Source organism: Marinilabiliales bacterium (assembly GCA_007695015.1).
Classification (GTDB): domain Bacteria; phylum Bacteroidota; class Bacteroidia; order Bacteroidales; family PUMT01; genus PXAP01.
Map to the genome: position 1 here is coordinate 13702 of REEN01000029.1, position 24601 is coordinate 38302.

Annotated in this window: 19 protein-coding genes; 7 read left to right on the plus strand and 12 right to left on the minus strand. The window is 49.9% G+C overall.

Features of this window, described 5'->3' with window-relative positions:
• Positions 1–5 precede the first annotated feature (5 nt).
• Positions 6–968, minus strand: a complete 963-nt coding sequence (locus EA408_02140) for a nitrilase (GenBank protein TVR74533.1) — start codon at positions 966–968, stop codon at positions 6–8.
• Positions 969–1205: 237 nt separating this feature from the next.
• Here EA408_02140 and EA408_02145 point away from each other — a divergent pair, with 237 nt between their 5' ends.
• The 3 genes from EA408_02145 (at position 1206) to hutH (ending at position 5737) form a co-directional block, all read left to right on the plus strand.
• Complete coding sequence (locus EA408_02145; GenBank protein ID TVR74534.1) at positions 1206–1973, plus strand: DUF1080 domain-containing protein; 768 nt, start codon at positions 1206–1208, stop codon at positions 1971–1973.
• A gap of 113 nt (positions 1974–2086) precedes the next feature.
• On the plus strand, positions 2087–4228 hold the full coding sequence (locus tag EA408_02150) for a hydrolase (protein ID TVR74638.1): 2142 nt from the start codon (positions 2087–2089) through the stop codon (positions 4226–4228).
• Between the two features lie 6 nt (positions 4229–4234).
• Entirely contained in the window at positions 4235–5737 is a 1503-nt protein-coding gene (hutH, locus tag EA408_02155; protein ID TVR74535.1) for a histidine ammonia-lyase, read from the plus strand.
• A gap of 179 nt (positions 5738–5916) precedes the next feature.
• Here the strand turns inward: hutH and EA408_02160 are convergent, their stop codons facing one another.
• The 5 genes from EA408_02160 to EA408_02180 form a co-directional block, all read right to left on the minus strand.
• A complete protein-coding gene (locus tag EA408_02160) occupies positions 5917–6714 on the minus strand; it encodes an ion transporter (GenBank protein TVR74536.1) in 798 nt (265 codons plus the stop codon).
• 265 nt (positions 6715–6979) lie between these two features.
• Positions 6980–7468: a hypothetical protein gene (locus tag EA408_02165; GenBank protein TVR74537.1), complete on the minus strand. Its 489-nt coding sequence runs from the start codon at positions 7466–7468 to the stop codon at positions 6980–6982.
• Positions 7469–7484: 16 nt separating this feature from the next.
• Complete coding sequence (locus EA408_02170) at positions 7485–7955, minus strand: hypothetical protein (GenBank protein ID TVR74538.1); 471 nt, start codon at positions 7953–7955, stop codon at positions 7485–7487.
• A gap of 34 nt (positions 7956–7989) precedes the next feature.
• Positions 7990–8538, minus strand: coding sequence for a sigma-70 family RNA polymerase sigma factor (locus EA408_02175; GenBank protein TVR74539.1), 549 nt, complete (start codon positions 8536–8538; stop codon positions 7990–7992).
• A 209-nt stretch (positions 8539–8747) separates the two neighbouring features.
• Positions 8748–10814 carry a transketolase gene (locus EA408_02180; GenBank protein ID TVR74540.1) on the minus strand — a complete coding sequence of 689 codons (2067 nt, stop codon included), beginning with the start codon at positions 10812–10814 and terminating at the stop codon, positions 8748–8750.
• Between the two features lie 266 nt (positions 10815–11080).
• Here EA408_02180 and ychF point away from each other — a divergent pair, with 266 nt between their 5' ends.
• From ychF to EA408_02195, 3 genes are read left to right on the plus strand one after another with little or no spacing between them, the layout of a single operon-like run.
• Positions 11081–12172 (plus strand): redox-regulated ATPase YchF, encoded by a 1092-nt coding sequence (ychF, locus tag EA408_02185; GenBank protein ID TVR74541.1) that lies wholly within the window; start codon positions 11081–11083, stop codon positions 12170–12172.
• A gap of 12 nt (positions 12173–12184) precedes the next feature.
• Positions 12185–13945 (plus strand): hypothetical protein, encoded by a 1761-nt coding sequence (locus EA408_02190; protein TVR74542.1) that lies wholly within the window; start codon positions 12185–12187, stop codon positions 13943–13945.
• Positions 13946–13994: 49 nt separating this feature from the next.
• Positions 13995–15608, plus strand: coding sequence for an alkaline phosphatase family protein (locus EA408_02195; protein ID TVR74543.1), 1614 nt, complete (start codon positions 13995–13997; stop codon positions 15606–15608).
• Between the two features lie 43 nt (positions 15609–15651).
• Here the strand turns inward: EA408_02195 and EA408_02200 are convergent, their stop codons facing one another.
• The 4 genes from EA408_02200 to EA408_02215 form a co-directional block, all read right to left on the minus strand.
• Positions 15652–18750 carry a tolB protein precursor gene (locus EA408_02200; GenBank protein TVR74544.1) on the minus strand — a complete coding sequence of 1033 codons (3099 nt, stop codon included), beginning with the start codon at positions 18748–18750 and terminating at the stop codon, positions 15652–15654.
• A 177-nt stretch (positions 18751–18927) separates the two neighbouring features.
• Positions 18928–19416: a protease complex subunit PrcB family protein gene (locus tag EA408_02205; protein TVR74545.1), complete on the minus strand. Its 489-nt coding sequence runs from the start codon at positions 19414–19416 to the stop codon at positions 18928–18930.
• Between the two features lies 1 nt (position 19417).
• Positions 19418–20452 (minus strand): 2-oxoacid:ferredoxin oxidoreductase subunit beta, encoded by a 1035-nt coding sequence (locus EA408_02210; protein ID TVR74546.1) that lies wholly within the window; start codon positions 20450–20452, stop codon positions 19418–19420.
• Positions 20449–22302, minus strand: coding sequence for a 2-oxoacid:acceptor oxidoreductase subunit alpha (locus tag EA408_02215; protein ID TVR74547.1), 1854 nt, complete (start codon positions 22300–22302; stop codon positions 20449–20451). The genes EA408_02210 and EA408_02215 overlap by 4 nt, the downstream gene beginning before the upstream one ends.
• A 297-nt stretch (positions 22303–22599) precedes the next feature.
• On the opposite strand from EA408_02215, the gene EA408_02220 reads away from it, so the two are divergent.
• The gene (locus EA408_02220; GenBank protein ID TVR74639.1) at positions 22600–23115 is read left to right on the plus strand and encodes a gamma carbonic anhydrase family protein; all 516 of its coding nucleotides are present in this window, start codon (positions 22600–22602) and stop codon (positions 23113–23115) included.
• Position 23116: 1 nt separating this feature from the next.
• Here the strand turns inward: EA408_02220 and murI are convergent, their stop codons facing one another.
• Both murI and EA408_02230 read right to left on the minus strand, forming a co-directional pair.
• Positions 23117–24052, minus strand: a complete 936-nt coding sequence (gene murI, locus EA408_02225) for a glutamate racemase (GenBank protein TVR74548.1) — start codon at positions 24050–24052, stop codon at positions 23117–23119.
• Positions 24053–24057: 5 nt separating this feature from the next.
• Positions 24058–24570, minus strand: a complete 513-nt coding sequence (locus EA408_02230; GenBank protein TVR74549.1) for an OmpH family outer membrane protein — start codon at positions 24568–24570, stop codon at positions 24058–24060.
• Positions 24571–24601: the final 31 nt, after the last annotated feature.

Genomic DNA, 24601 nt, shown 5'->3' on the forward strand with positions numbered 1-24601 from the left:
TGGAATTAACCTGGATCTTCATCACTGTCCATCCAGGCAACCTTCTGCCCCGGGTTGTGTTCAATTCCCAGGATATCGCGGTAAAGGTCCGGCCTTCTTGCCTGCCTGTAGCGATGGCCTCCGGCAAGGGTGAGCTTTTCAGGTGTACAGAGGGCGCTCTGAACATCATCGCCAAGGTTCCGGCATTCTGCAATTATGTCACCAAAGGGATCAATGATCATTGAACAGCCGTTTTTCAGCTGGTCATCATCCATCCCGATGGGATTTGAGAATATAACATACGCCGCATTGTCATATGCTCTTGAAGGAAGCCATTTCATAAGCCATTGGCGGCCTTTCATCCCGTCAAACTCAAGACGCAGCGAGGTGGGATCGGTTTCCCTGTTTTTCCACAGTTCAGGGTCAACAAACCCTGCCCCGGGCCGGCTTGACGGAGTACACATGGTAACATGGGGCATGAAGATGATATCTGCACCCAGAAGTCCGGTTGCCCTGACATTTTCAGGCACATTATTGTCATAACAGATAAGTATGCCGCACTTCCAGCCATGAAGGTCAAATACCGTATAGCTGTTTCCCGGAGTGATATGAGGGTTAATGAACGGGTGAAGCTTCCTGTGACTGGCAATCATTCCTGTCTTGTCAACACAGACATAGGCCTTGTGAATTCTGTTTTCGCTGTCTCTTTCAAATAGTCCGGCCAGTACCGCTACATTATGCTTTTCGGCTACCATTCTGAGCTGTTCAATGCTTTTGCCTTCCGGCAAAGGCTCGGCCAGCTCAAGCATCTGGTTGAGCGACAGCTTGCGGGCAAAGGTATAGCCGGTAAGCGAGCATTCATGAAATGCAACAGCACGCGCACCCTGTCCGGCAGCAATGGCTGACAATTTTTCAATCTGCCGTATATTGTACTGTTTGTCACCGCTCCTGTGTTCAAACTGTGCTGTGGCAACTTTCAAAGCTTCCATGTTAAACCTGGGTTTAAAGGGTTAAACATCCAATACAGGATCATGTGAGTTAATAAATTTGTTTGTATAAGGCCTGCAAGTTATGAATAAACATTGTTAAGTGTTAAATAAACTGACAGGGGCTTTTAAATTAATTTTATTATTTAATTTAGCCCTTCATAGCAAAGCCCGGCGTGCCACTTCAGGCAGCAGATGACCGGGCATTGATTTAACCGTATAAACTTAAAGCATTTAATCATGAGATCATACACTTTTACCAGGTTGAAAAAAACAGCCGGTGTAACCGCATTACTTATTGCTGTAACAGTTATCGGTTCCGCATTTGCTGAAAATGAGGAGGCCCGTGGGTGGAAGGAGCTGTTTAACGGAAAGGACTTCACAGGCTGGATAGTGCCCGAAGGAGATAACGGACACTGGCAGGTCATTGATGGGGTTATTGATTATGATGCCCTTAGCGAGGCGCCGGGCGACAAGAATCTTTGGACCAGGGATTCTTATAGTGATTTTGTTCTGAAGATGGACTGGCGGATAAAGGAGACCCCGTTCATAAACCACAATGTACCCATTATAAGGCCTGACGGGACCCACCAGCTCAATGCCGACGGCGAGGTTATCAGGATATCGGTGCCGGACAGTGATTCAGGGGTCTACCTTAGAGGTACATCGAAGGCCCAGGTCAATATCTGGACCTGGCCGATAGGGTCGGGCGAGGTTTACGGCTACAGGATGGACCAAAATATGCCTCCTGAGGTAAGGGCCGGAGTGACACCCTCGATGATGGCCGATAACCATATAGGTGAGTGGAACACATTTGAGATCACAATGAAGGGTGACCGGCTCACGGTTGTACTGAACGGCCATACGGTAATCGAAAATGCACAGTTACCCGGTGTGCCTGAAAGCGGTCCCATAGCACTGCAGCATCATGGCCGCATGGTTGACGGAGAATGGGTTAGTTCTCCCTCACTCGTGCAGTTCCGCAACATTTCAATAAAAGAGTTGTAGTTTCCCGGCATTATACTGACTTGATAAATATGTTCAAAGATAACCGGCCGGCTGGTCTGCCGGCATTTCTCCTGTTTCTGGTTTGGGGTCTTATTTCGGGTAGTGCGGGAGGCATGAATGAGGTACACGGACAACCGGTGGAGGTCCGGGCCTCCGGGCAACCAATTAACAGCGACTACGTTCTCAACATCAGAAAGATGGAAGGGGAGATAGTTCTTGACGGTGTTGTCGATGAGGAGGACTGGCTGCGGGCCGACGTTGCAACCGACTTTTTCATGGTAACACCCTATGATACCAGCTACAGCGAGGCGGTTTCGGAGATAAGGATGACCTATGATGACGACGCACTTTATCTTTCACTTGTATTTTATGATGTGATACCCGGCCCGCGTGTTGTCGAATCGTTGCGCAGGGACTTCAGCTTCGGAACGAACGACAACTTCCTGATGTTCATCGACCCTTTCAACGACCTGACCACCGGGTATTCATTCGGGGTTAATGCGGCAGGGGCCATGTGGGACGGTACCATGAACAATGGCCATGCCGTCGACCTTACATGGGACGCCAAATGGGAGGTGGTGACCAGAAGTTATGATGACCGGTGGGTGGCAGAGATGCGCATACCCTTCAGCTCGATAAGGTACAGGGCGGGACTGGACAGGTGGAACATAAACTTCAGCCGGTTGGATCTGAAGATCAACGAAAAATCCTCCTGGGCTCCAGTGCCAAGGCAGTTTCCGACAGCATCGCTTGCCTACTGCGGCATACTGCAGTGGGACGAGCCGCCGCCCGATCCCGGTATCAGGCTCTCGCTCATACCCTATGTGTTTGGCGGTGCCTCACGCGATTTTGTTGCAGGCACCGGTACACGCTACCGTGGTGATGCCGGCCTTGACGCAAAGGTTGCCCTGTCAACATCGCTTAACCTTGATCTTACTTATAATCCTGATTTTTCACAGGCTGATGTTGATCAGCAGATAACCGACCTCGACAGGTTCGAGCTGTTCTTTCCCGAGAAGAGGCAGTTCTTCCTTGAGAACTCCGACCTGTTTGCCAACTTCGGGTCAAGGAGGATACGTCCGTTCTTTTCGCGGCGGATCGGACTTGATGCGCCGGTGCTGGCAGGGGCGAGGCTCAGTGGCAATATGGGACAGGACTGGCGGATAGGGGTGATGGATATGCATACTGAGCAGACACCGGAAAATCCGTCACGCAATTTCTTCGTGGCATCGCTGCAGCGGCGGGTATTCTCGCGCTCCAATATTACCGGAATATTTGTCAACCGGCAGAATTTTGGCCAGCCCGAAGGATGGGAGGGATCTGGCTACAACCGGACCGGCGGGTTGCAGTTCAACCTTGCGAGCCCTGATAATTTATGGAGCGGCAGCTTTTTCGGACTTGGATCGGTTACCGATGGCGCTGAAGGCGGATCGCAATTTACCCAGGGTATGGAGCTCAACTATCACCGCCAGAGGATTCGTCTCGGCATTGAACAGTATTATGTGGGCGACAACTATGTGGCTGCTGCGGGATTTGTGCCGCGCACGGATTTCTTTCAGATCGGCCCCCGGCTGACGGTAAGGTTCTACCCTGAAGCGTCCCGCCTTGAGCAGCATGGGATAATGGGACTGGTAAACAGCTACTTCAGGCCTTCTGATTTCAGTATGACCGACAGGGAGAGCAGCCTGGGCTACTACTTTACATTTCACAACCTGAGCAGGATAGATATTGTATATAACCACAACTACGTGATGCTGAGGCGTGATTTTGACCCTACCAACACCGGCACCGGCCTGCTGCCGGCGGGCAGCGAGCACGACTGGTCGGAGGCATCGGTAATGTACAGGTCAGATACCCGCAAGCTTTTCAGGTACAGGGTTGCTGCCGGATATGGCGGTTTCTACAACGGTAACCGCCGGTTCGTGGAGGGGGACCTCAATTACCGTTACCAGCCCTATGGAAGCGTTTCGTTGTTCTTCAGCTACAATGACCTGCTGCTGCCTGAGCCATGGGACAGGAACAGTTTCTGGCTGATAGGACCCAAAATTGATGTAACCTTTACCAATACACTTTTCTTTACTACCTTTATCCAGTACAACGAACAGCTTGACAACCTGAACATCAATGCAAGGCTTCAGTGGAGGTACAAGCCGGTATCGGACATATTCCTTGTCTATACCGACAACTACTTCCCCGAAACCATGGATGCCCGCAACAGGGCGGTGGTGTTCAAGATGTCGTACTGGTTTAACTGACGGAAAGTGGAGAAATTATACAATATCACGACTGGCGGTATAACACCCGCAGATATCAGGAATATCCTTTCGGGGAACCTTAAGCTGGGGCTGTCAGAGGAGGTGTACGGCCTGATTACCCGTTGCAGGGAATACCTTGACAATAAGCTCGCGGAATCGGACGAACCCGTCTACGGCATCAATACCGGATTTGGTTCGCTGTATGACAGGAGGATACCGCCGAAAGACCTCAATACCCTTCAGAAGAACCTGGTGATGTCGCATGCCTGCGGAACGGGCGGGGAGGTGCCGGGACACCTTGTAAAACTGATGCTTCTGCTTAAGATTGTATCACTTTCCCGCGGCCATTCAGGTGTGCATCTTACCACGGTGCAGAGGCTGGTCGATTTTTTCAATAATGATGTTCTGCCTGTTGTTTACCAGCAGGGTTCGTTGGGCGCCTCGGGCGATCTGGCTCCGCTTGCCCACCTCAGCCTGCCACTGATCGGACTTGGTGAGGTTTACCATAAAGGCAGCAGGATGGCAGCCTCCGAAGCGCTTTCGATGTACGAATGGGAGCCTCTCGTGCTTAAGTCCAAAGAGGGCCTGGCACTGCTCAACGGAACCCAGTTCATGGGCGCTTACGGTACCTGGTGCTGTATCGAGGCCCGCAGGCTCCTGCACATTGCCGATATAACAGCCGCCCTCTCCCTCGATGCATACGACGGCTGCCCCGGGGCATTCCATGAGCTTTTGCATAAGTTGAGGCCGCACCGGGGGCAGGCAGAGACGGCCGCAAGGGTGCTGAAGATACTGGAGGGTAGTGAGATCGTGTCGCGGACCAAGAAGCATGTGCAGGACCCCTATTCTTTCAGGTGCATACCACAGGTTCACGGCGCCTCAGGGGATGCCCTCGAGTACGTGGGGAGTGTGTTTGAACGCGAAATAAATTCTGTTACCGATAACCCGACAATATTCCCGGATGAGGACCTGGTGCTTTCAGGGGGCAACTTTCACGGACAACCGCTGGCCCTGGCACTGGACCATCTGTGCATTGCCGTTGCCGAGCTGGCAAGCATTTCTGAAAGGCGCATATACAGGCTGCTTTCCGGTAAGCGTGGATTGCCCCTGTTCCTGGTGGCCAATCCGGGTCTGAACAGCGGGTTTATGATACCGCAGTACACAGCGGCTGCCATAGTAAGCGAGAACAAGCAGCTTTGCACTCCTGCCTCGGTAGATACGATCGAATCGAGTGGGGGACAGGAGGATCATGTGAGCATGGGCGCGAATGCCGCGGTAAAGGCCCTGAAGGTTGTCGAAAATACTGAGAAAGTGCTGGCTATCGAGCTTTATAATGCTGCCCAGGCGCTTGAGTTCCGCCGTCCGGCACGCAGCTCGGCGTACCTGGAGGGCATTGTGGAATCCTACCGGAAAAAGGTTCCTTTCATTGATAATGACCGGGTGATGTTTGAGGATATCAGGGAGTCGATTGACTTCCTCCGGTCGATCAGCCCTGTCATCCCCGGGTAGAAATCATTGGAATACCTGCCGTTCCCGGGCAGAAGTCATGGGAACACCTGTCATCCCCGGCTGAAAGGTACAGTGACACCTCCCCGTTTTAGTCCCTGTGCCTCGTGTTTTGTTGTAATGCGGACAGCCGTACTGATTGTTGCGGACAGCTTTGATTCAAACGGTAAGTTTTAAGGGTCTTAATCGGGGAGTTCTTTCCCGCAATGGGGGCAGGAGCTCGCTTTATCCTTGTTTTTTCTTACCTCCTCTGAGAACCCTGAGGCGAGAATTCCTGTGGGAAGGGCAAAAAAGCCTATTCCCAGGATGGCAATTACAGCCCCCAGCAACTGGCCCAGCGCCGTTATCGGGTAGACGTCGCCGTAACCTACAGTGGTAAGGGTGGCAATTCCCCACCACATGGCATCGGGAATGCTGGCAAATGCCTCCGGCTGGGCGGCATTCTCTATGTAGTACATGAGGGAGGCTGACAGTACGAGCATAAAAAGGATAAAGGTGAGCATCATGACAAGCTCCTCCTTTTTATTCTGGAATACCCTGATCATGAGATTGAGGGCCTTGAAGTACCTGGCAACCTTAAGCAGCCTGAATATTCTGAATACCCGGAATATCCTCAGAAATCTCAGGTCGATGTTGAGAAACGGCATGAAGAATGGCAGGATGGCGAAAAGGTCTATCAGCGCGATTGCCGTGACCATGTATCTGAGCCTGCCGGTAACCGGGTGCGAGTATCGGGGATTGAGGGTTATTGTCCATAATCGCATTATGTATTCAAAAGAAAAGAATATGACGGAGTAGAATTCGAACCAGAAAAAGAAATTGCCCATAACTGCATTTACCGGTTCAACGGTTTCCAGTATAAGGGCAGCAACATTTAGCAGGATAAGTGTAATGAGGATTATGTCGAATGTTTTACCGAATTTGTCATCCGGATCGGATACCTCGAGAATATTATGAACAACCTTCTTGACCTGAATCATTGATGGTGGTTTATGTAATTTGGTTATAACCCGGAAAAACCGCTAAAAGCAACCATGGCTATCCGTTCAAAACAAATATTTGATAAAATTAATAAACCCGGGGAGTTTTCAAAAGTAAACAGGTAAAGAGAATTACAAATAAAAAAAGCGGCCGTAATGGTTTACGACCGCTTGTCCCTTTTCACCGTTGGGAGTTTGCCACCGGCTGGAATTACCTGTTGGTTTCCAGGCAGGAGTGTTAAGCAAATTTAGCTGACCGGGTAGACTATTGCGGGGGTCCGCCCTGTCCCCGTCCCGGAGCGCCGGTACCTGCTCCTCTCACGCGCCTGAGAAGCTGCATCCTGAACATATTCTCAGCTTCATACAGCCGCATAACCTTAACGGCCGGCAGGACCGACTTGAATTTTTCGTGATATTCTTCAGACAGTTTCGCCTCCTTTACCTGTAGTGAGATAAATTTGTCGGCTATCTCCTCTATTTCATCCACCTCTAGGTTGCGCCAGTTCTGGTTGAAATACCAGGCTGCCGATTGCCTCTCCTGTGCCAGCAGCTCCCTGCGGTTCCTGTAGTCGTCATATACCGGCCAGAACTCTTTGGCCTCGTCACTGGTAAGCTCCAGGTAGCGGGTGAGGAATGCAATTCTTTCAGCCTCAACCTGCTCAAAGTCAGCTCTTCCCCTTCGTTGAGGCTGCTGTGCATCAATCAGGGTACAGGGGAGTATAATTAATACTGCTATAAGAATATATTTTGCCATAATTGCATGCTTTAGGTTAAAACTCTGTCATTATCAGGTAAAGGTCAATCTCTTCCTGGTAAAGGTAATCAATATAAAGATCGGGATCATCAGCCTCCGCCCAGCCGCCGTCTTCAGGGTAATCGTCAAGGTAGTAATCGTCTTCTGCCAGCAATCCGAGCAGGTAAGGCTCGCTGAATTCATACTGGTAGTATTCAATATATCCGGTGATCATTTCATCGCTCAGCCACTGATCGTCTGTAACCATGAAACTCCTGAACCCAAGGTAGCCGATCACGGCAAATGCAGTTATTGTTGCCGCGAGGGCCAGCTGCGGACGAATGGTCTGCCATATTCCGGGCCTTGTGGCTGCAGGTAGAGGTTCTTCATCCTGCAACCTCTCTGCCATCCTGGCCGGAAAACTGTCGAAGTATCCTTCGGGAACTGAAAAGGGGTTCTTTTTACCTGTTCCGCCCGGCAAGTTTCTTATGTTATCATTTTCTTCCATGACTGATTATTTGACGTTAAGAGAGAGCATTGGTTTAATCGCCTTTTATCATTTTTTCAATTTTTTTAACTGCATGATGGTAGGAGGCCTTCAGTGCGCCTACCGATGTATCGAGTATTCCGGCCATCTCCTCGTATTTCATCTCGTCAAAATAACGCATATTGAACACCAGCCTCTGCTTTTCGGGAAGCAGCAGGATAGCTTTCTGCAATTTCATCTGGAGCTCATCGCCGTCAAAGTATTCGTCACCCTCAAGTTTAGAACTCAGCTCAGCCTCAACATCAACAACCGGCAGGAAATACTTCCTTTTCTTATCTTTAAGAAATGAGAGCGCCTCGTTTGTTGCAATTCTGTAAAGCCAGGTATACAGCTGTGATTCTTCCCTGAAATTTTCAAGTCCCTTCCAGGCTTTCATGAAGCTGTTCTGCAGAAGATCATCGGCGTCGTCATGTACGACAACCATCTTCCTGATATGCCAGTAAAGCCGTTCCTGGTACTTTCTGACTATCATGTTAAAGGCATAGTTTTTCCGGTCCGGGTCACGAAACAGGGAGATCAGTTCGCTGTCACTGTGTTCCTGCATTGCCTGTTATTTGATGATACAGCTTTGACCGGAAAAACCGGTAAAGGTTTAGCGGACCGGGATCGCTGAAGGTCCTCCACGGCCGGTGCAATGTTTTGCAACAGGGCCACCTGTTGCTGTGACCTCCAACTGCTGGCTCGCCCGCCCGCCAGACCGCACCGGATGAATACCTGCCGGGCCTTTTGCCAGTGATACCTGAAGCTGCCGGCTTAAAGGCCGGCCCCGCTGCTGATTTTATACTCTTCGAGGTAACCGACAGCCTCACTGTAGACATTTTCGGGGGTGAACCCGAATTTCTCGTCCAGCACACCGGCGGGAGCAGAATAGCCAAAATGGTCAAGTCCGTACACCTTGCCCCGGGGGCCTGCAATATTTCGCAACACCGAAGGCAGTCCGGCTGTCAGCCCGAATACCGGGAGTCCCGCCGGCATTAACCGTTTCCTGTATTCAGTATCCTGCTGCATGAAAAGGGTTTCTGATATAAGTGATACCACCCTTACCGTCAGACTTTTCCTGTCGCGAAGAAGTCCGGCCCCGCCGACCAGGGTCGATACTTCAGAGCCGCTACCCACGAGTATCAGGTCGGGGGTTCCCCCGTCGTCAGTGACAATATATGCTCCTTTGGATGCGGCAAGGGCCTCTTCGTACCTTTTCTTATCTCCGGCAGCGGGAATATCTTTGATATTCTGCCTTGAGAGGATCAGTGCGGTGGGTGTATCGGTGTTTTCCATGGCCATTTTCCAGGCCACCGTTGTCTCTGCCGCGTCGGCGGGGCGGAGGACAAGCATGCTCGGTTTTCCCGAATGGTTCCTGAGCTCTTCCATCAGCCTGATCTGGGCCTCATGCTCAACCGGCTGGTGGGTGGGGCCATCTTCGCCCACCCTGAAAGCATCATGGGTCCATATGTATTTTACAGGCAGTTCCATAAGCGCTGCAAGCCTGACTGCCGGTTTCATGTAATCGGAAAAGACAAAGAAGGTGCCTATGGCAGGGACAACACCTCCGTGTAACGCCATTCCGTTTGCAAGGGCGGCAAGTGTCAGTTCAGATACCCCGGCATGGAGGAACGCCCCGGTGAAATCTCCCCTTGTAAATGGTTTGGAAGCCTTGAGGAAACCGTCGGTCTTATCACTGTTTGCCAGGTCTGCCGAGGCGACAATGAGATTTTCAATTTTTTCGGCAAAATGCCCGAGAACAACACCGGAGGCAGCCCTGGTAGATATATCAGCTTTCTGGGATATCCCGGCATAGTCAATCGGCGGGATGACACCGGAGAGGAACTGCTCAAGTTTTTTTGCCAGCTCAGGGTTATCTTTTTCCCACTTCGCCTGCTCCTCCTTACGGCCTGCGGCTTCAGCCCTCTTTTTGTCCATCATCCTGGCGTAATACTCTTTGACATCGTCGAATACTGCGACAGGATCGGAGGGGTCCCCTCCCAAATTCTTTACTGTCCTTTCGAAGTCTGCCCCTGCTGCCGACAGAGGTTGCCCGTGGGTTGACGGCTTTCCCTCGAAAGAGCTGCCGTCGGACGTAACCGATCCTTTGCCCATGACCGTTTTACCAATTATCAGCACCGGCTTATCGGATTCCTGGTTGGCTGCTTTCAAGGCATTCCTTATTTCATCCTGGCTATTACCGTCAATGGTGATCACTCTCCATCCCCATGCCTCATATTTCTTCCCTGTATCTTCGCTGGTCACCGCACTGGTGGTTGTAGAAAGCTGTATATCGTTTGCATCGTAAAACATGATCAGGTTACTCAGACCCAGGTAACCGGCTATGCGTCCGGCACCCTGGGATATCTCCTCCTGAACGCCTCCGTCGGAAATAAAAGTATATATCTTGTGGGACATCCATTCGCCGAAGCGGGCAGCCATGAACCGTTCTGCAATTGCTGCGCCAACAGCCATGGTGTGCCCCTGTCCGAGCGGTCCTGAAGTGTTCTCAATGCCCCTGGCAGGATCCTTCTCGGGATGGCCCGGGGTGGGACTGCCCCACTGCCTGAAGTTTTTCAGGTCGTCTGTTGAAAAGTGCCCGGTAAGGCATAGTGCAGAATAGAGCATGGGCGACATATGGCCAGGGTCAAGGAAGAACCTGTCCCTCAGAAACCACTCCATGTCGCCGGGGTCGAACCGGAGAAACTCCGAATATAGGATGTTGATAAAGTCCGCTCCACCCATGGCTCCGCCGGGATGCCCTGATTTTGCCTTTTCAACCATTGCCGCCGATAGTATGCGGATATTGTCTGATGCCTTGTCTGTAAGTTTTTTGTCCATTATATTTAAAAATTTTAGGCATTTGCCTGATAAGGATGTAAAAATAGAATTTTTTTTGTTGCTTCAATAATTTGATGACCTGATAAACTTATTACGGTATAAAAAAGTAATTTTGCTGATCCCCTGTCGCAAGGCAGTCGGATCAACCGGTTGGCACCTGAAAAAATTGATCCGGAACATGATTTGCCGGGAAGTTAACACCATGATGCGGTCATTCATTGCAGTATCAATAATCAGGTGAAAGGAATAATAACAGCAGGACAAGGATGGCTTTAAAATGTGGAATAGTAGGGCTTGCAAATTCAGGTAAAACCACACTCTTCAACTGTATGTCGAACACGAGGGCGGAAGCATCGACGGCAGCATTCAGTGGAACAAGATCAAATCTCGGAGTCGTGCATGTGCCAGACAGCAGGCTTTACAGGCTTGCGGAGCTGCAGCCCACCAAAAAGATCGTACATACCACCATCGAGTTTGTCGATATACCGGGCCTTGCAAAAGGAGGAGGAGCCGGACAGGGGAACAGGTTCCTTTCCGATGTAAGGAATACCGATGCCCTGTTGCATGTGGTACGTTGTTTTGATGACGATGCACTTCCCCATGTTGAGGGGTCTGTTGACCCGGTCAGGGATATTGAGACGGTCAATCTTGAACTTCAGGTCAAGGACCTTGAATCTGTTGGCAGGAAGCTTGAGAAGGTGGAGAAGCTTGTGAGAATAGGTGATAAGGAGGCCGGGAAGGCTGCAGGAGCGCTGACTGTTTACAGGGAACACCTGGAATCGTTCAGGCCGGCGCGCACCGTTCCGCTTGATGCGGGTGACAGGCTGCATGCCGGCGACCTGTTCCTGTTGTCGGACAAACCGGTCATCTATATATGCAATGTTGATGAGTCTTCTGCTGCAGACGGAAACAGGTATTCACGTCAGGTCGAAAAGGCTCTTGAGGGTGAGCGTGCCGAGGTACTTGCCGTGGCAGCAGCCGTTGAAGCCGATATTGCTGAGCTTGATAGTGAGGAGGACCGCAGTGCGTTCCTTCAGGATATGGGTCTGGCTGAGCCGGGTGTTAACCGTGTGATAAGGGCGGCATACAGGCTTCTTGACCTGCGGACATTCTTTACTGTAGGTCCGAAAGAGGTGAGGGCGTGGACCATCAGGGCTGGCATGACAGCTCAGCAGGCTGCAGGTGTCATCCATAGCGACCTTGAGAGAGGCTTTATCAGGGCCGAGGTGATAGCGTATGATGATTTCGTCTCACTTGGTTCTGAGGCAGCATGCAGGGATAAGGGAAAGCTTTCGGTCGAAGGCCGGAATTATGAAGTAAAAGACGGCGACCTGCTCAATATAAGGTTTAACGTATAAAAATCCCGGGTTATGGATCAGGAACCTTATTTGAAGAGATCATCTGCATCCTGCCGGCTCATTCTACTGCTGGCGGCGCTGACAATACTACAGACAGCCAACTCACAGGAGGCCCATGAAAATGATACGGCCATGGCCCGGCAACTGCTGATTCATAGAGGAGAAGTCTATCTCAGTTTCCCTGCCACTCCGGATGAGGTTAACATGTTAAGCAATATGCTGTCGGTTTGCAGCTATTCGGGCGACACGGCCATTGTTAATGTCTGCAGTACCGAGTTTGAATTATTCCTCAGACAGGGAATTCCTTTTTCGGTTATTCTGCCGGTGGTTCACCGGGAGGAGGAGGCCGAAAGAGACAAGGACGTTTTCTTCCCCGTAAAGGGAGAATGGAATTATTATCCTCTCTATTCGGAATATGTTGAGATGATGGAATCGTGGGCAGAAGAGTACCCGGATATCTGCACCCTGGTTGATGCAGGCGGCACCGTTGAGGGGCGCAGCATCCTGTTCCTGGTATTAACCGGTAACAGGAAACATGATCACCCCAAACCCCGCTTCATGTATTCATCGACAATGCATGGTGACGAGACTGTAGGATATGTATTGATGCTCAGGCTCATAGAATATCTTCTCAGGGGGTACCCCGGCGATCCTATGGTTGAGAGATTGCTCGACAATGTTGAGGTATGGATAAATCCCCTGGCCAATCCCGACGGTGCCTACCATGGTGGTGACGGCAATACAATTGTCTCTCCCAGGCGGAGGAATGCAAATAATATCGACCTTAACAGGAACTTCCCGCTGACAGGCCAAACCGAATATGACACTGAAGGCCGTCAGCCCGAAACAGTTGTTATGGTGGATCTGATGGAAGAGACACATTTTTTGTTGTCGGCCAATATTCACACAGGGGCCGAGGTAATGAATTACCCGTGGGATACGTGGGACAGGCGCCATGCCGACGACTTATGGTTTTACTACATATGCCGCGAATACGTTGACACCGCCTGGCACTACAGTCCGGACGGATATATGACCCTGCTCGGCGGGGTTACGCACGGGGCCGGCTGGTACAAGATCAACGGCGGGAGGCAGGATTTTGTCACCTACTACACCGGGGGCCGGGAGGTTACAATGGAGATCAGCGACACCAAGCACCCGTTGCCTGGCAGGCTGCCGGATTACTGGGAATACAATTGGCGGTCGCTCCTGGGTTACATGGAACAGGCAATGTTCGGTCTGAGGGGGCGGGTTACAGATGCTGCAACAGGCGAGCCTGTTGCAGCCAGGATAGAGATACCGGGTCACGACAGGGATTCCTCACATGTATACTCCTGCGATTCGACCGGGTGGTATTTCAGGCTGGCCGTTGAGGGGAGTTATGACATTGTTTTTTCTGCTGAAGGTTATCACAGCAGGCAATTTGACAATGTTCAGGTGTGGAACCGTGACACGACCATTCTCAATGTGCAGCTCGTTCCGGTTACCACCTATATACTTGACCGGCAGGGAGAATTTGATGCGAGTCTTGAGATCCGGTCCTCCAAAGGCGGCCTGATCCATGCAGAAGCATTATTGCCCGGGGAGTTGCCTGTAATGGTTGGCCTATATGACATTTCGGGAAGAAAATTGAAAGATGTTTACAGGGGGTATGCCGGTCCTGGTGCGCTGATATTTAAGATTGATGCCGGCAGTATACGGCCGGGTATTTATATCATAAGGATGGATTACGGAGACTCCTTTCTTGGCCGTAGGATTTTTATCACAAACTGAGCGGTTGTGGTTAGCTTTTTATTTTTCAGATAATAAACGGATAGATAGTATGTGTGTGTTGAAAAGGGTGATTTTTTTGATGTTAACCGGCTTAGCCGGGGTGTTGGAACTGAATGGCGGCCAGGGGAGAGAGGATGACAGGCCCGATCTTGTTGTAGGAATTGTTGTTGACAGGATGAGGTTTGATTATGTCGACAGGATGTGGGACATGTTCGGAGACGATGGCTTTAAAAGGCTCTTCTCCGGGGGCACCTCATTCACCAATGCCCGTTATTCCCACATGGTCAACCAGTCCGCTTCAGGCTATGCCACCATTGTAACAGGTTCCGATCCGTCGGTTCACGGGATCATTGCTGATACCTGGTATGACCGTCTGAGAAACGAGCTCAGGAACCCGGTATATGACGGGCAGAGGGCTGCAGTAGGAGGAACATTTCAGAACGGGATGCGATCACCCCTGTCTATGATGTCAGGTACTTTTGGAGATGAGCTCCGGAAGGCGGCCGATTTCCGGTCACGTGTCTATTCGGTTTCACTTAACGATTATGCAGCAATACTGGCGGGAGGCTATTCTGCCAACACCTCATGGTGGTATGATAATTCAAGCGGTTCCTGGATGACCAGCACGTTTTATCTCGATTCACTTCCATCATGGGTAAGAGTTTTCAACAACAGCATGCTTCCTGAAACCTACCTGGGCAGGGTATGGGAACCCGCTGCCCACTGGCAGTCATACAGGCCTGAAGGAACGGAAAAAAACACATCACCCTTCAGGCACGATCTCAGGCGCATGCGCAGAAGGGGTGATGATTACAGGATGCTCAGGCGAACACCATACGGAAATACCTTTACAGGGGATTTTGCACAGAACCTTATCCTTAACGAGAATCTCGGTAAAGGCGGCAGTACAGATGTAATAATGATCGGCTTTGCTGCCACTGCTGAAATAAGCCGCTACTACGGAACATTTTCCGCTGAGCTGCAGGATGCGTATATCAGGCTCGATCTCGATATAGCTCATCTCCTGCGTTTTTTGGATGATCACCTGGGCATGTCAAACGTTCTGGTATTCCTTACATCCGACAAAGGGGCGGGTTACCCTGAAGCATACCGGCAGGCAGCCCGGCAGCCATCGGGAATATTCAGTCCCGGAATAGCAATGACATTGCTTCGAAGTTACCTGAATGTGAGCTATGGGGAGGGGGACTGGGTTCAGGCCTATAATGCAGGTATGGTTTATTTAAACCATGATCTGATTGAGAGGAGTAATATCCCCCTTGCGGATATACAGGAAAGGAGCGCCAGGTTCCTCGGCCAGCTTTCCGGTGTGGCCGGTGCAGTGAGTGAGGATGTTCTCAGCAGGAACTATTTTAATTCGGGCATCAACGCAAGGTTGCAGTCCGGTTTCCACCGGGCGCGCTCGGGCGATCTTATGATATATCTCCGCCAGGGCTGGTATGAAAGGAGTGTTTCGGGCGAAGGTATTGAACTTGTTGATTACGACCCCCATGTGCCACTGGTTTTTTATGGCTGGAAGTTTGAGCAGAATAAGATAAAGCGGGAGGTTTCAGTAAGGGATATTGCCCCGACAGTGTCGATATTGCTGAATATATCGCGGCCGGCTTACTCCACGGGTTCACCTTTACTGGAAGTCATTCGCTGATATTAAAGATTCCCGGGGGCATCAACCTTGCATAGCAGCAACGCTACCAGCCAGGAATGAAGTTCAGGCCGAGAACGCCTTCACTGATACCATTCCTGTGGAATGGGAATGCATAGTAGGGTTCGATAATAAGTGCACCGAAAAGATTAACCCTTAATGACAGTCCGGTACTGAAGAACGGAAACCTGCGGTCGGGCGACATATCATCTATATCCAATGTAGGCCGTGTGTCTGTAGTCCATGCCACACCTGCATCAAAAAACAGGGCAAGCTCGGTAAAGAAGATACCGGACTGGATTACTGCCAGCTGTTCGGGGCCAGTAAAGGGAAGTCTTACCTCAAAATTGGTCACGGCCATACGGCTTCCGATCAGGTCGTTTATAGAGAAATTAATATTCTGAAAAGACTGAAGCTGGTAAAACTGGTTCGAGGAGTACCCTCTTACAAACCCGGGGAATCCGAGATACATGGGCCAAAAGAGATTATTCTCGGCAGTCGGGCCGTAACGGCCGGCATGATAGAACCTGAACGCAAAACTAAGAGGGTTCTGGAAGTAATATTGCCTGTAATCAGTCAGTAACTGATAAAACTCAAGCCTTCCGAAGTATTTATCACCCTGTATCCTGTACCTGTGTCCCCTCATCGGTGAGGCAAGTCCGAAATAAGAATTGTCGCCCACGTAGGCCAGATTCAGCCTTGCAAGGTTAAATCCGGGCGGGGCATCGACCCTTTCGCGTGATTCGCCCCTGTAGAAACCCCCTTCATAGTAGTGGTTCCACCTGTCAATCCGGTAGTAATATCTTGCCATGGATCCGCCTATCTCCAGGCGTCTTGACATGGAGAAAGGATAATAGGCAAAAAGGGAAAGTTGATCTTCGAAGGTCCTGATGTTATATAGCTGGAAATTGGTGCGGAGATAGTATGCCGTGCTGTCTTCGTTGAATATTCTCTCTTCTTCGATGCCCAGGGATGCCGTGCGGTAAGGTATATGAGAAATTGAACCTCCCCAGTTGATCTTTCTTTTCTGGTTCATGTAGCTGAACATGCCGCCGAAGTCATATATTTCCCCGTTTACGGCCACGGCGCCGAAAAGGGTGTTGTCACCCAGTATATCGCTGAACAGCATCTGTACCCCTCCCGACATGCCCGTACCGTAATAGCTGTTAACGGCAATTCCAACGCCGGTGTTCCCGATGTAATCAAGCTGGAACCTGGGCTCATACTTCTGGTGCTGGAATTCTTCTTCAGGAAACCTGGGGAACCTGTCATTGTCGGCCAGGAGGCGGTCAACAATATTTGTCGCAACACGCTGGAAGGGGGGCAGGGTTGCAGCAAGCATGTCAATATGTTCCGGATCAGCGGGCTCTTCCCTGAAGTCTTCGGGCATGGCTGAATAGATGGTGTGATTTCCCCCAAAGTAGTAGGAATATGTGATAAGGCCTGTTTCACGTGCAATGCTGATAGCCGGCGATAACGAAGTTATGCCGCTTATGCCTGTAGGGTAATTTGTGGCCCTAAAAACCTCCTCATTATCTATGACATAACGGTACAGGTTGCGGAACCCGTCGCTGTCTGACAGGAAATAGATGGATTTTCCATCGGCCGAAAATACCGGGTTGATATTGTCTGCTCCCCTGAAAACCGGCAGCACCCTTCGCCTGTTGTTGTCATGGGTGTCGATTATACCCAGGTTAAGACTGTAGGTTACTGCGGTGCTGGTGTCGCCGGGCTGCTTCTTGTCGGTTGCATAGGCAATGTACCTGCCATCGGGCGACCAGGATGCATGTACATAGGAGTAGGGGTCGTTGGTGATCTGTTCAACATCACCGGTTTCCAGGTCATAAAGATAAAGGTTGTTGACGCCGTCAACCAGTCCGGTCATGACAAGATGCCTGCCGTCGGGCGACCAGGAGGGATTGTTGACGAAGGGAACCCCGGGTATGCTTATCTCCCTGGTCCTGCGGGGCCTGTTGATATCGGTTATGAGAATGTGGCTTCTGCCTTTTTTAACGGCGACATAGGCAAAATAACGGCTGTCGGGCGACCATGTGCCCATGGACTCAAGGAAGTTATAGCCGTCAATATCGGTATCCCTTGTTGAGCTTGTGAGGGTTCTTACTATTTTGCCGTCATCTGTGTTTGCTATGAACAGGTCAAGTGTGAACACATTCTTTTCAGAATAGAATGCAACGTATTGTCCATCAGGGCTTACCGACGGTGACACATTCATTCTTCCGCCTGTCTCCTCGAATATCAGCTTCTCGCCGCTCATCTCGCTGTCGGTGTTTCTGATAAGCTCGTCGTAATGCATTCTGAATGATGACTGCCATACATCGGAAAAGGTGTTGGCCCTCATATCGAGCACATTCTCTATTGCCCTCTCATAACCAAATCTTGCTGTCTGCTGAAAAAGCGGCATTATTATGGAGTCTCCCCATGTTCGCGCTACAAAAGCAAAGAAAGCGTGCCCGAAGCGGTATGGAAAATACCTGTAACTGGTGGTCATATCCCTGAGGGTGGGAAAATCGTCGTTGATTATCGCATCGCGCATCCACATGGCGGTGTTGGGGTCTACGCTTCCGATCGACATGTATTCGGCCATTCCCTCGATGAACCATAGAGGAAGGTTCCTTATGGAGTAGACATTCATCGTATCGTTTCGCAGCAGTTCATTGAAGTGGAAGGCATGCACCAGTTCGTGTCCCAGCACATGATCGGTCTGTCCCCTGGTTTCCAGTATGGGCATTACCACCCTGTTCTTTAGCGATTCGGTAACTCCTCCTGTGCCAATCCCTATCAGGCTGCCTACTGCAGTAGTCTGCTGAAAGTCGGGGTGGTTCTCATAGATTATAAGCGGGTTCCTGTCCTTGATGGTATCACCAAGCACCCTGGCATGCCGGTAATACCACTTTTCACTCATCAGGGCGAACTCGTGCAGAACGGAATCATTTTGAAAATAGTGATATATTTCGAAGTTAGGCGTTTTGTAAACATTGAAATCGAAAGTCTTGTATCCCGGTTTTGTACGCCCGAAACCCTGAGAAAAAAGGTCGCTTCCCGAAAACAGCAATATAAAAATCAACAACAGTTTGCCGTAGTTCAGTCCGTTCGTTCCTGCAAATGAATTCCTGAAGCTGGACATTATCCGTATATTTGGTAACCCGTTTCCGGGGAAGTTAAACAACACAATATATCTTAATAACTGAAAATAACACCAAATTGTATGCCATAAACAAATAAATTATAAGGATTGTTTACAGAGAAAGTTGATTTGGAAATATGAACAGCGGAAATTAACGTGAGACCTGCCCGGGTTTTATCAGTCCTTCCTTGAAAACTCCACCTGTTCAGCGGTCACATCAACACTAACTATATGGCAGGGATGTGTAATGGCCATACTGACCATATCCCCGGGTGCAGGTGATTCTGTAGTGTAAAGAACGGTGAGTGTATCCCCTTGCAATGATGCACCAAGTATTTCCACACTGTAACCTCCCGTGGACCTGGTTCCCAAAAAGACACAAATTATTGTTTGCCTGCTGAAGTCTATCTCCGGCAGATCATCAGCCGGATGCCTGTTGCGCTGAACTGTTGTCCATAGCTCTTTCCAATGCGCGTTGTCGGTTACCGCAATGTTTTGCTGCTGCTCAACACCGCAAAAAGGGCCACGGGTTATATGCGTTATTTCAATCTCCTTCATTTCACCGGTATCATTTGTCCCTGAAACACCCGTAACTCTTCGCTGGCAAGACAGCGATACTGTTGCCGGGGCAGCCAGGATTAAAACTAACAGGATCAGAGCCCTCATATTATTTTACATTAAAAGTTTCACCGCTTTCCAGCAAGTCATCGACAGATTTGATTTCGGTTTGTTCGCGGGCGGACTCAATCTGGACCTCGACCATGTCATCGTAGGTCTCAAATTCTGCCGACCTTATAACTCCAAGGGCCACCGGCAGTTCAGGAGGCCCCATCTTACCCAGCATCCTGTGGATACCGGGATTTTTTTCGTACCGGTCATGGATAAGTATATCTTCTATCTCCACTCCGTTTAGTCCCACCACAACACCCTGGAGTTTTTGCCCTTTCATCTGTATGCCCTTCTCCTTGTTCTTGCCATACAGCATAGGTTCACCATGTTTGAGGTGGAGCTGGTAGTCATCCCTTACCTCCTTGTCGGTTACCTGTGAATGGGTCCCGTCGGCAAAGATGATGCAGTTCTGCAATATCTCAATAACTGCGGTTCCGTCATGCCTGGCAGCCTCAAACATAACCTCCGTCATCATTTTAATATTATTGTCCGGCACCCGGGCAAAGAAAGTTCCCTGTGCACCCATAACAAGACCCGCTGTAACGAAAGGATGCTCAACGGTTCCGTGGGGTGATGACCGGGTTATGCTTCCTATAGGTGTTGTGGGAGAGTACTGTCCTTTTGTCAGACCGTAGATCTGGTTGTTGAAGAGCAGGATATTTACATCCAGGTTTCTCCTGATAATGTGAATAAAATGGTTTCCGCCGATAGCCATGGAATCGCCGTCACCCGTAGCTATCCAAACACTCAGTCCGGGATTGGCCAGCTTTACCCCTGTTGCTATGGCGGCAGCCCTGCCGTGAATACCATGTATTCCATAGGTGTTTACGTAGTAAGGAAAACGGGAGGAGCATCCGATACCCGATACGAACATGAAGTTCTCTTTTTTGTAGCCTATCTCCGGGAACACGTTCTCAATAGCTTTAAGGATGGCATGCGCCCCGCATCCGGGACACCATTTGACCATCTGATCGCTTACAAAATCCTCTTTACGGAGTTCCTGTTCCGATTGCAAAATGCGGTTGCTGATCATGTCTGTTCGGTTTCAAGTAGTTTGTTAAACAGTTCAGTAAGTTCGCCGGTAAAGAATGGCAACCCCTGTATCTTATTATACTGAAGATATTTGATCTCGGGAAATTCGGTTTTCAGGTATTTGACAAACTGGCCGCTGTTCAATTCACACACGATGACTTTCCGGTAGCCCTGGAGCACCTCCCTGGTGTTTTTGGGCAGTGGCATGATATGGTTGAAATGTGCGTGCCCGATCTTTTTGCCCTCTTTCTGAAGTGCTTTTACGGGTGTCAGGATAGATCCTTCTGTTCCGCCCCAGCTTACGACGAGCAGGTCGCCTGTTTCCTCACCCGTTATCTTCTGGGGAGGGATTTTTTCGGCAACCTTCATTACCTTCTCTTCTCTTATTCCGGTCATCATCTGGTGATTCTGTGGATCGGTCGATACGGTACCGTAAATATCCGTCTTTTCAAGTCCCCCGATCCTGTGTCTCAACCCTTCAGTTCCCGGTATCGCCCATTGCCTTACGAGCGTTTCCGGATCCCTCCTGTAAGGTTTGTAATTTTCGTCGTTTGCCGTTGCTAGCGGTGGGTTGATTGGAGGGAGATCAGCCACCCGGGGTATCCTGAAAAGCTCCGAGCCGTTGCCGAGGTATCCGTCGGTAAGAAGGATGACGGGGGTCATGTGTTCCATGCTTATCTTGGCGGCTTCATAAGCATAATAGAAGCAGTTTGCCGGTGTGGATGCTGCCATTATGATCACGGGGCATTCTCCATTGCGGCCGTACAGCGCCTGGAGGAGGTCGGATTGTTCCGATTTGGTAGGCATGCCTGTTGATGGCCCAGCCCGCTGAACATTAACGATTACCAGGGGAAGTTCTGTCATTACCGCCAGTCCGATAGCCTCTGACTTAAGAGAGAGTCCGGGTCCCGATGTCGTTGTGATGGCAAGGGAGCCTGTATAACTTGCACCGATAGCGGAACAGATACCTGCTATCTCATCTTCAGCCTGGAACACCTTTACGCCAAGGGCCTTCTGCTGTGAAAGCTCAATAAGTATTTCAGTGGCCGGGGTAATGGGGTATGATCCCAGAAAGAGTGGTCGTCCCGAACGTTCTGAAGCTGCAAGAAAACCCCAGGCCGTTGCCACATTACCTGAGATATTGCGGTATGTTCCTTTCTTCAGTGATGCTTTGGGTACTTTGTATGTTGTGCCGATTGCCTCTATTGTCTCGGCAAAATTGTAGCCGGCTGAAAGGGCGGTTTTGTTTAACTCAAGCACCTGTTGTTTGGATCCGAATTTGTCTTCAAGAAACTTGAAAGTTGCATCCAGATCCTGGTTAAGCAGAAATGAGACGATGCCCAGTGCCATCATGTTCCTGCTTCGTTCAGCCATACGGGCGCTCACCTTAAGGTGTGAAAGGCTGCTCCTGGTCATGCTTGATACCGGGGCCTTGATCAGTCTGTATACATCGAGACTGCCGTCTTCAAGCGGATTTGATTCATATCCTGATTTCTCAAGGGCCTTTTCGTTGAATGCATCGGCATCGGTCACTATGATGCCACCAGCCCTTACCCATTTAAGATTTGTTTTTAATGATGCCGGGTTCATCGCAACAAGGATGTCGCATAAATCACCGGGTGAAAAGATCTTTTCGCTCCCTATCTGAACCTGGAAACCTGATACGCCTGCCAGGGTATTGTGAGGCGCCCTTATCTCGGCGGGGTAATCGGGAAACGTAAAAAGATCATTTCCAAATACTGCAGCGGTATCTGAGAAAAGGGTGCCTGCAAGCTGCATACCGTCACCCGAGTCGCCAACGAACTTTATTACGACCGATTCCCTGTTCTTGAAAGTTGCCTTTTTAGTCATTATGCGGTATTGAAATTAGGAAATACTGGAAACCTGAACCTTATTGTTAAATAAAGGCGATAAATATTTGGTAATAAACGGATATATCTTTTATGCAAAAATACTATTTTCTCTATTATGAGGTTATGAATTATATTTTTTTTTGGCCTTTCGGGTCCCCGGCGCAAGCCATCAAGAGATTGTAATACAACGGCATACAAACTGATATGATTAAAATCATCATTGGATGTGGATGTTTTACAGCATGAATTGGATGGCAGACAGGTTAAAATTTATCAGATTTGCATAAAAAAAGGTATGGCGCTAATTAAAACAGTAAGGGGGTTCACACCCCGTTTCGGCAGTAATTGTTACCTGGCTGATAATTCCACGGTTATTGGTGATGTTGTTGCCGGAGATGAATGCAGCATATGGTTCGGCGTAGTAATCAGGGGAGATGTAAACTCAATACGGATCGGCAACAGGGTAAACGTACAGGACAATTCAGTAATGCACTGCACCTTTGAAAAGACAACCATTGTTATTGGCAACAATGTATCGATCGGTCACAATGTGATTGTTCACGGTGCCCATATAGGAGATAATGTACTGGTCGGGATGGGTGCTGTTTTAATGGACGACGTGGTTGTTGAGCCGGATGCGATCATAGCTGCCGGAGCCGTGGTGCTTGAAAAGACCAGGGTTGAATCGGGCACTATTTACGGAGGGGTGCCTGCCCGCCGCATCAAGGAAATTGAGAGGCAACAGATTGCCGAAATGGTAGAAAGACACTCCGGGAACTATCTGCGATATGCCGATTGGTACCGGGAGTGATCTATTTCCAGAGGTCGTGCTTCTCAAGTGCGATCTCCTTTTCAAAGAATATCGCCGCAATTCTCGAAAAGTATTCGGTGTGGTCTGACACGAAGAACCTGTCGCCGGTTACCGGATCACCCTGCCGCACATCGCCGCCATCCTTTGTATTGCCATGCCGAAAATCGCCGGCATCATTTGTGTTGCCCTGCCGCACATCGCCGCATTCCCGGCTGGCTGCTCCGGTGCAGCCGGCTTGCCCGTTCATGTGTGCTTCATTTTTTTCGATCAGGTCCCTGAGCTCTTCGGCAACCATCATTGCCGAATCGATCACATCAACCTTGAAATCGTAGAATTTCCTGATCTGGTTCCTGATTATGGGGTAATGGGTGCAACCGAGTATCAGGGTGTCGATCCCCTTGAGGCGTGAATCGGAGAGGTAGGTCCTGATTATCGCATTGCTTATGTCATCATACACGAATCCCTCCTCTATCATGGGAACCAGCAGGGGGGTTGCCAGGGAGCGGACCCTTACATCCCCGCGTACCTTATTGATCTTTTCGGGGTAGGCTCCCGAATTTACAGTGTTCTTCGTTCCTATTACGCCTACGGTAGATCCTGATAACGTGTTTGCAAGCCTGTTTGCAACGGGATCGATCACATTCACTGCAATTGCACGCTCACCAATATAGCTTTCCAGTTCACTCCATACCGTAGCCGAAACCGTATTGCATGCCGCCAGTATGACCCGGCAGTTGTGTCCCAGAAGAAAATCGCTTATTTTTTTGCTGTAATGCAAGATTGCCTCAGACGATTTGTCCCCGTAAGGAAGGTGAGCGGTATCGCCGAAATAGATTATCGTCTCCTCAGGCAGGATCTGCTTTACGGCCGCTGCCACCGTAAGTCCCCCAACCCCCGAATCAAATATGCCTATGGGACCGGTATTCAGTCTGGTCATAGCTGCTACAGCCCCATCTTTTCCCTTACGTAGGGAAGGATATCTTCGCTATCGTCGCTGAAGTAAAGAATGGCGTTGGCATCTATGTCAAATACGTAAATATATCCTCTTTCCCGTGCAACTTCTGATATGGCTTTCTCTATCTTTTCAAAGATAGGCTGGATCAGCTCCATTTCCCTCATCTGAAGGTCTTCCTGCGCTCCTGCCTGGAACTCCTGAATTCTGTTCTGAAGTTCTCTCAGTTCACGTTCACGAAGTTGTCTTACCACATTAGTAAGGGTATCCTGTGCTTCAATGTAATTCTGGAGTTTATTGTTGTATTCGACCTGGAGTTTCTCCAGCTCTTCACCAAGGCTTCTGGCTTCACGTTCGAGTTGTCTCTGGGCAGCCTCCCTTTCGGGCATGATCCTGAGCAACTGTGATGAGTTAATATGTCCGAACTTAACGTTCTGGGCGGTTGCCATTGGTCCGGCAGCCAGCAGTGTGGTGACAAGTATTGCCTTTAGTAAAAGTTTCATCTGTGTAGAGTAGGTTAATGAAGTTAATAAT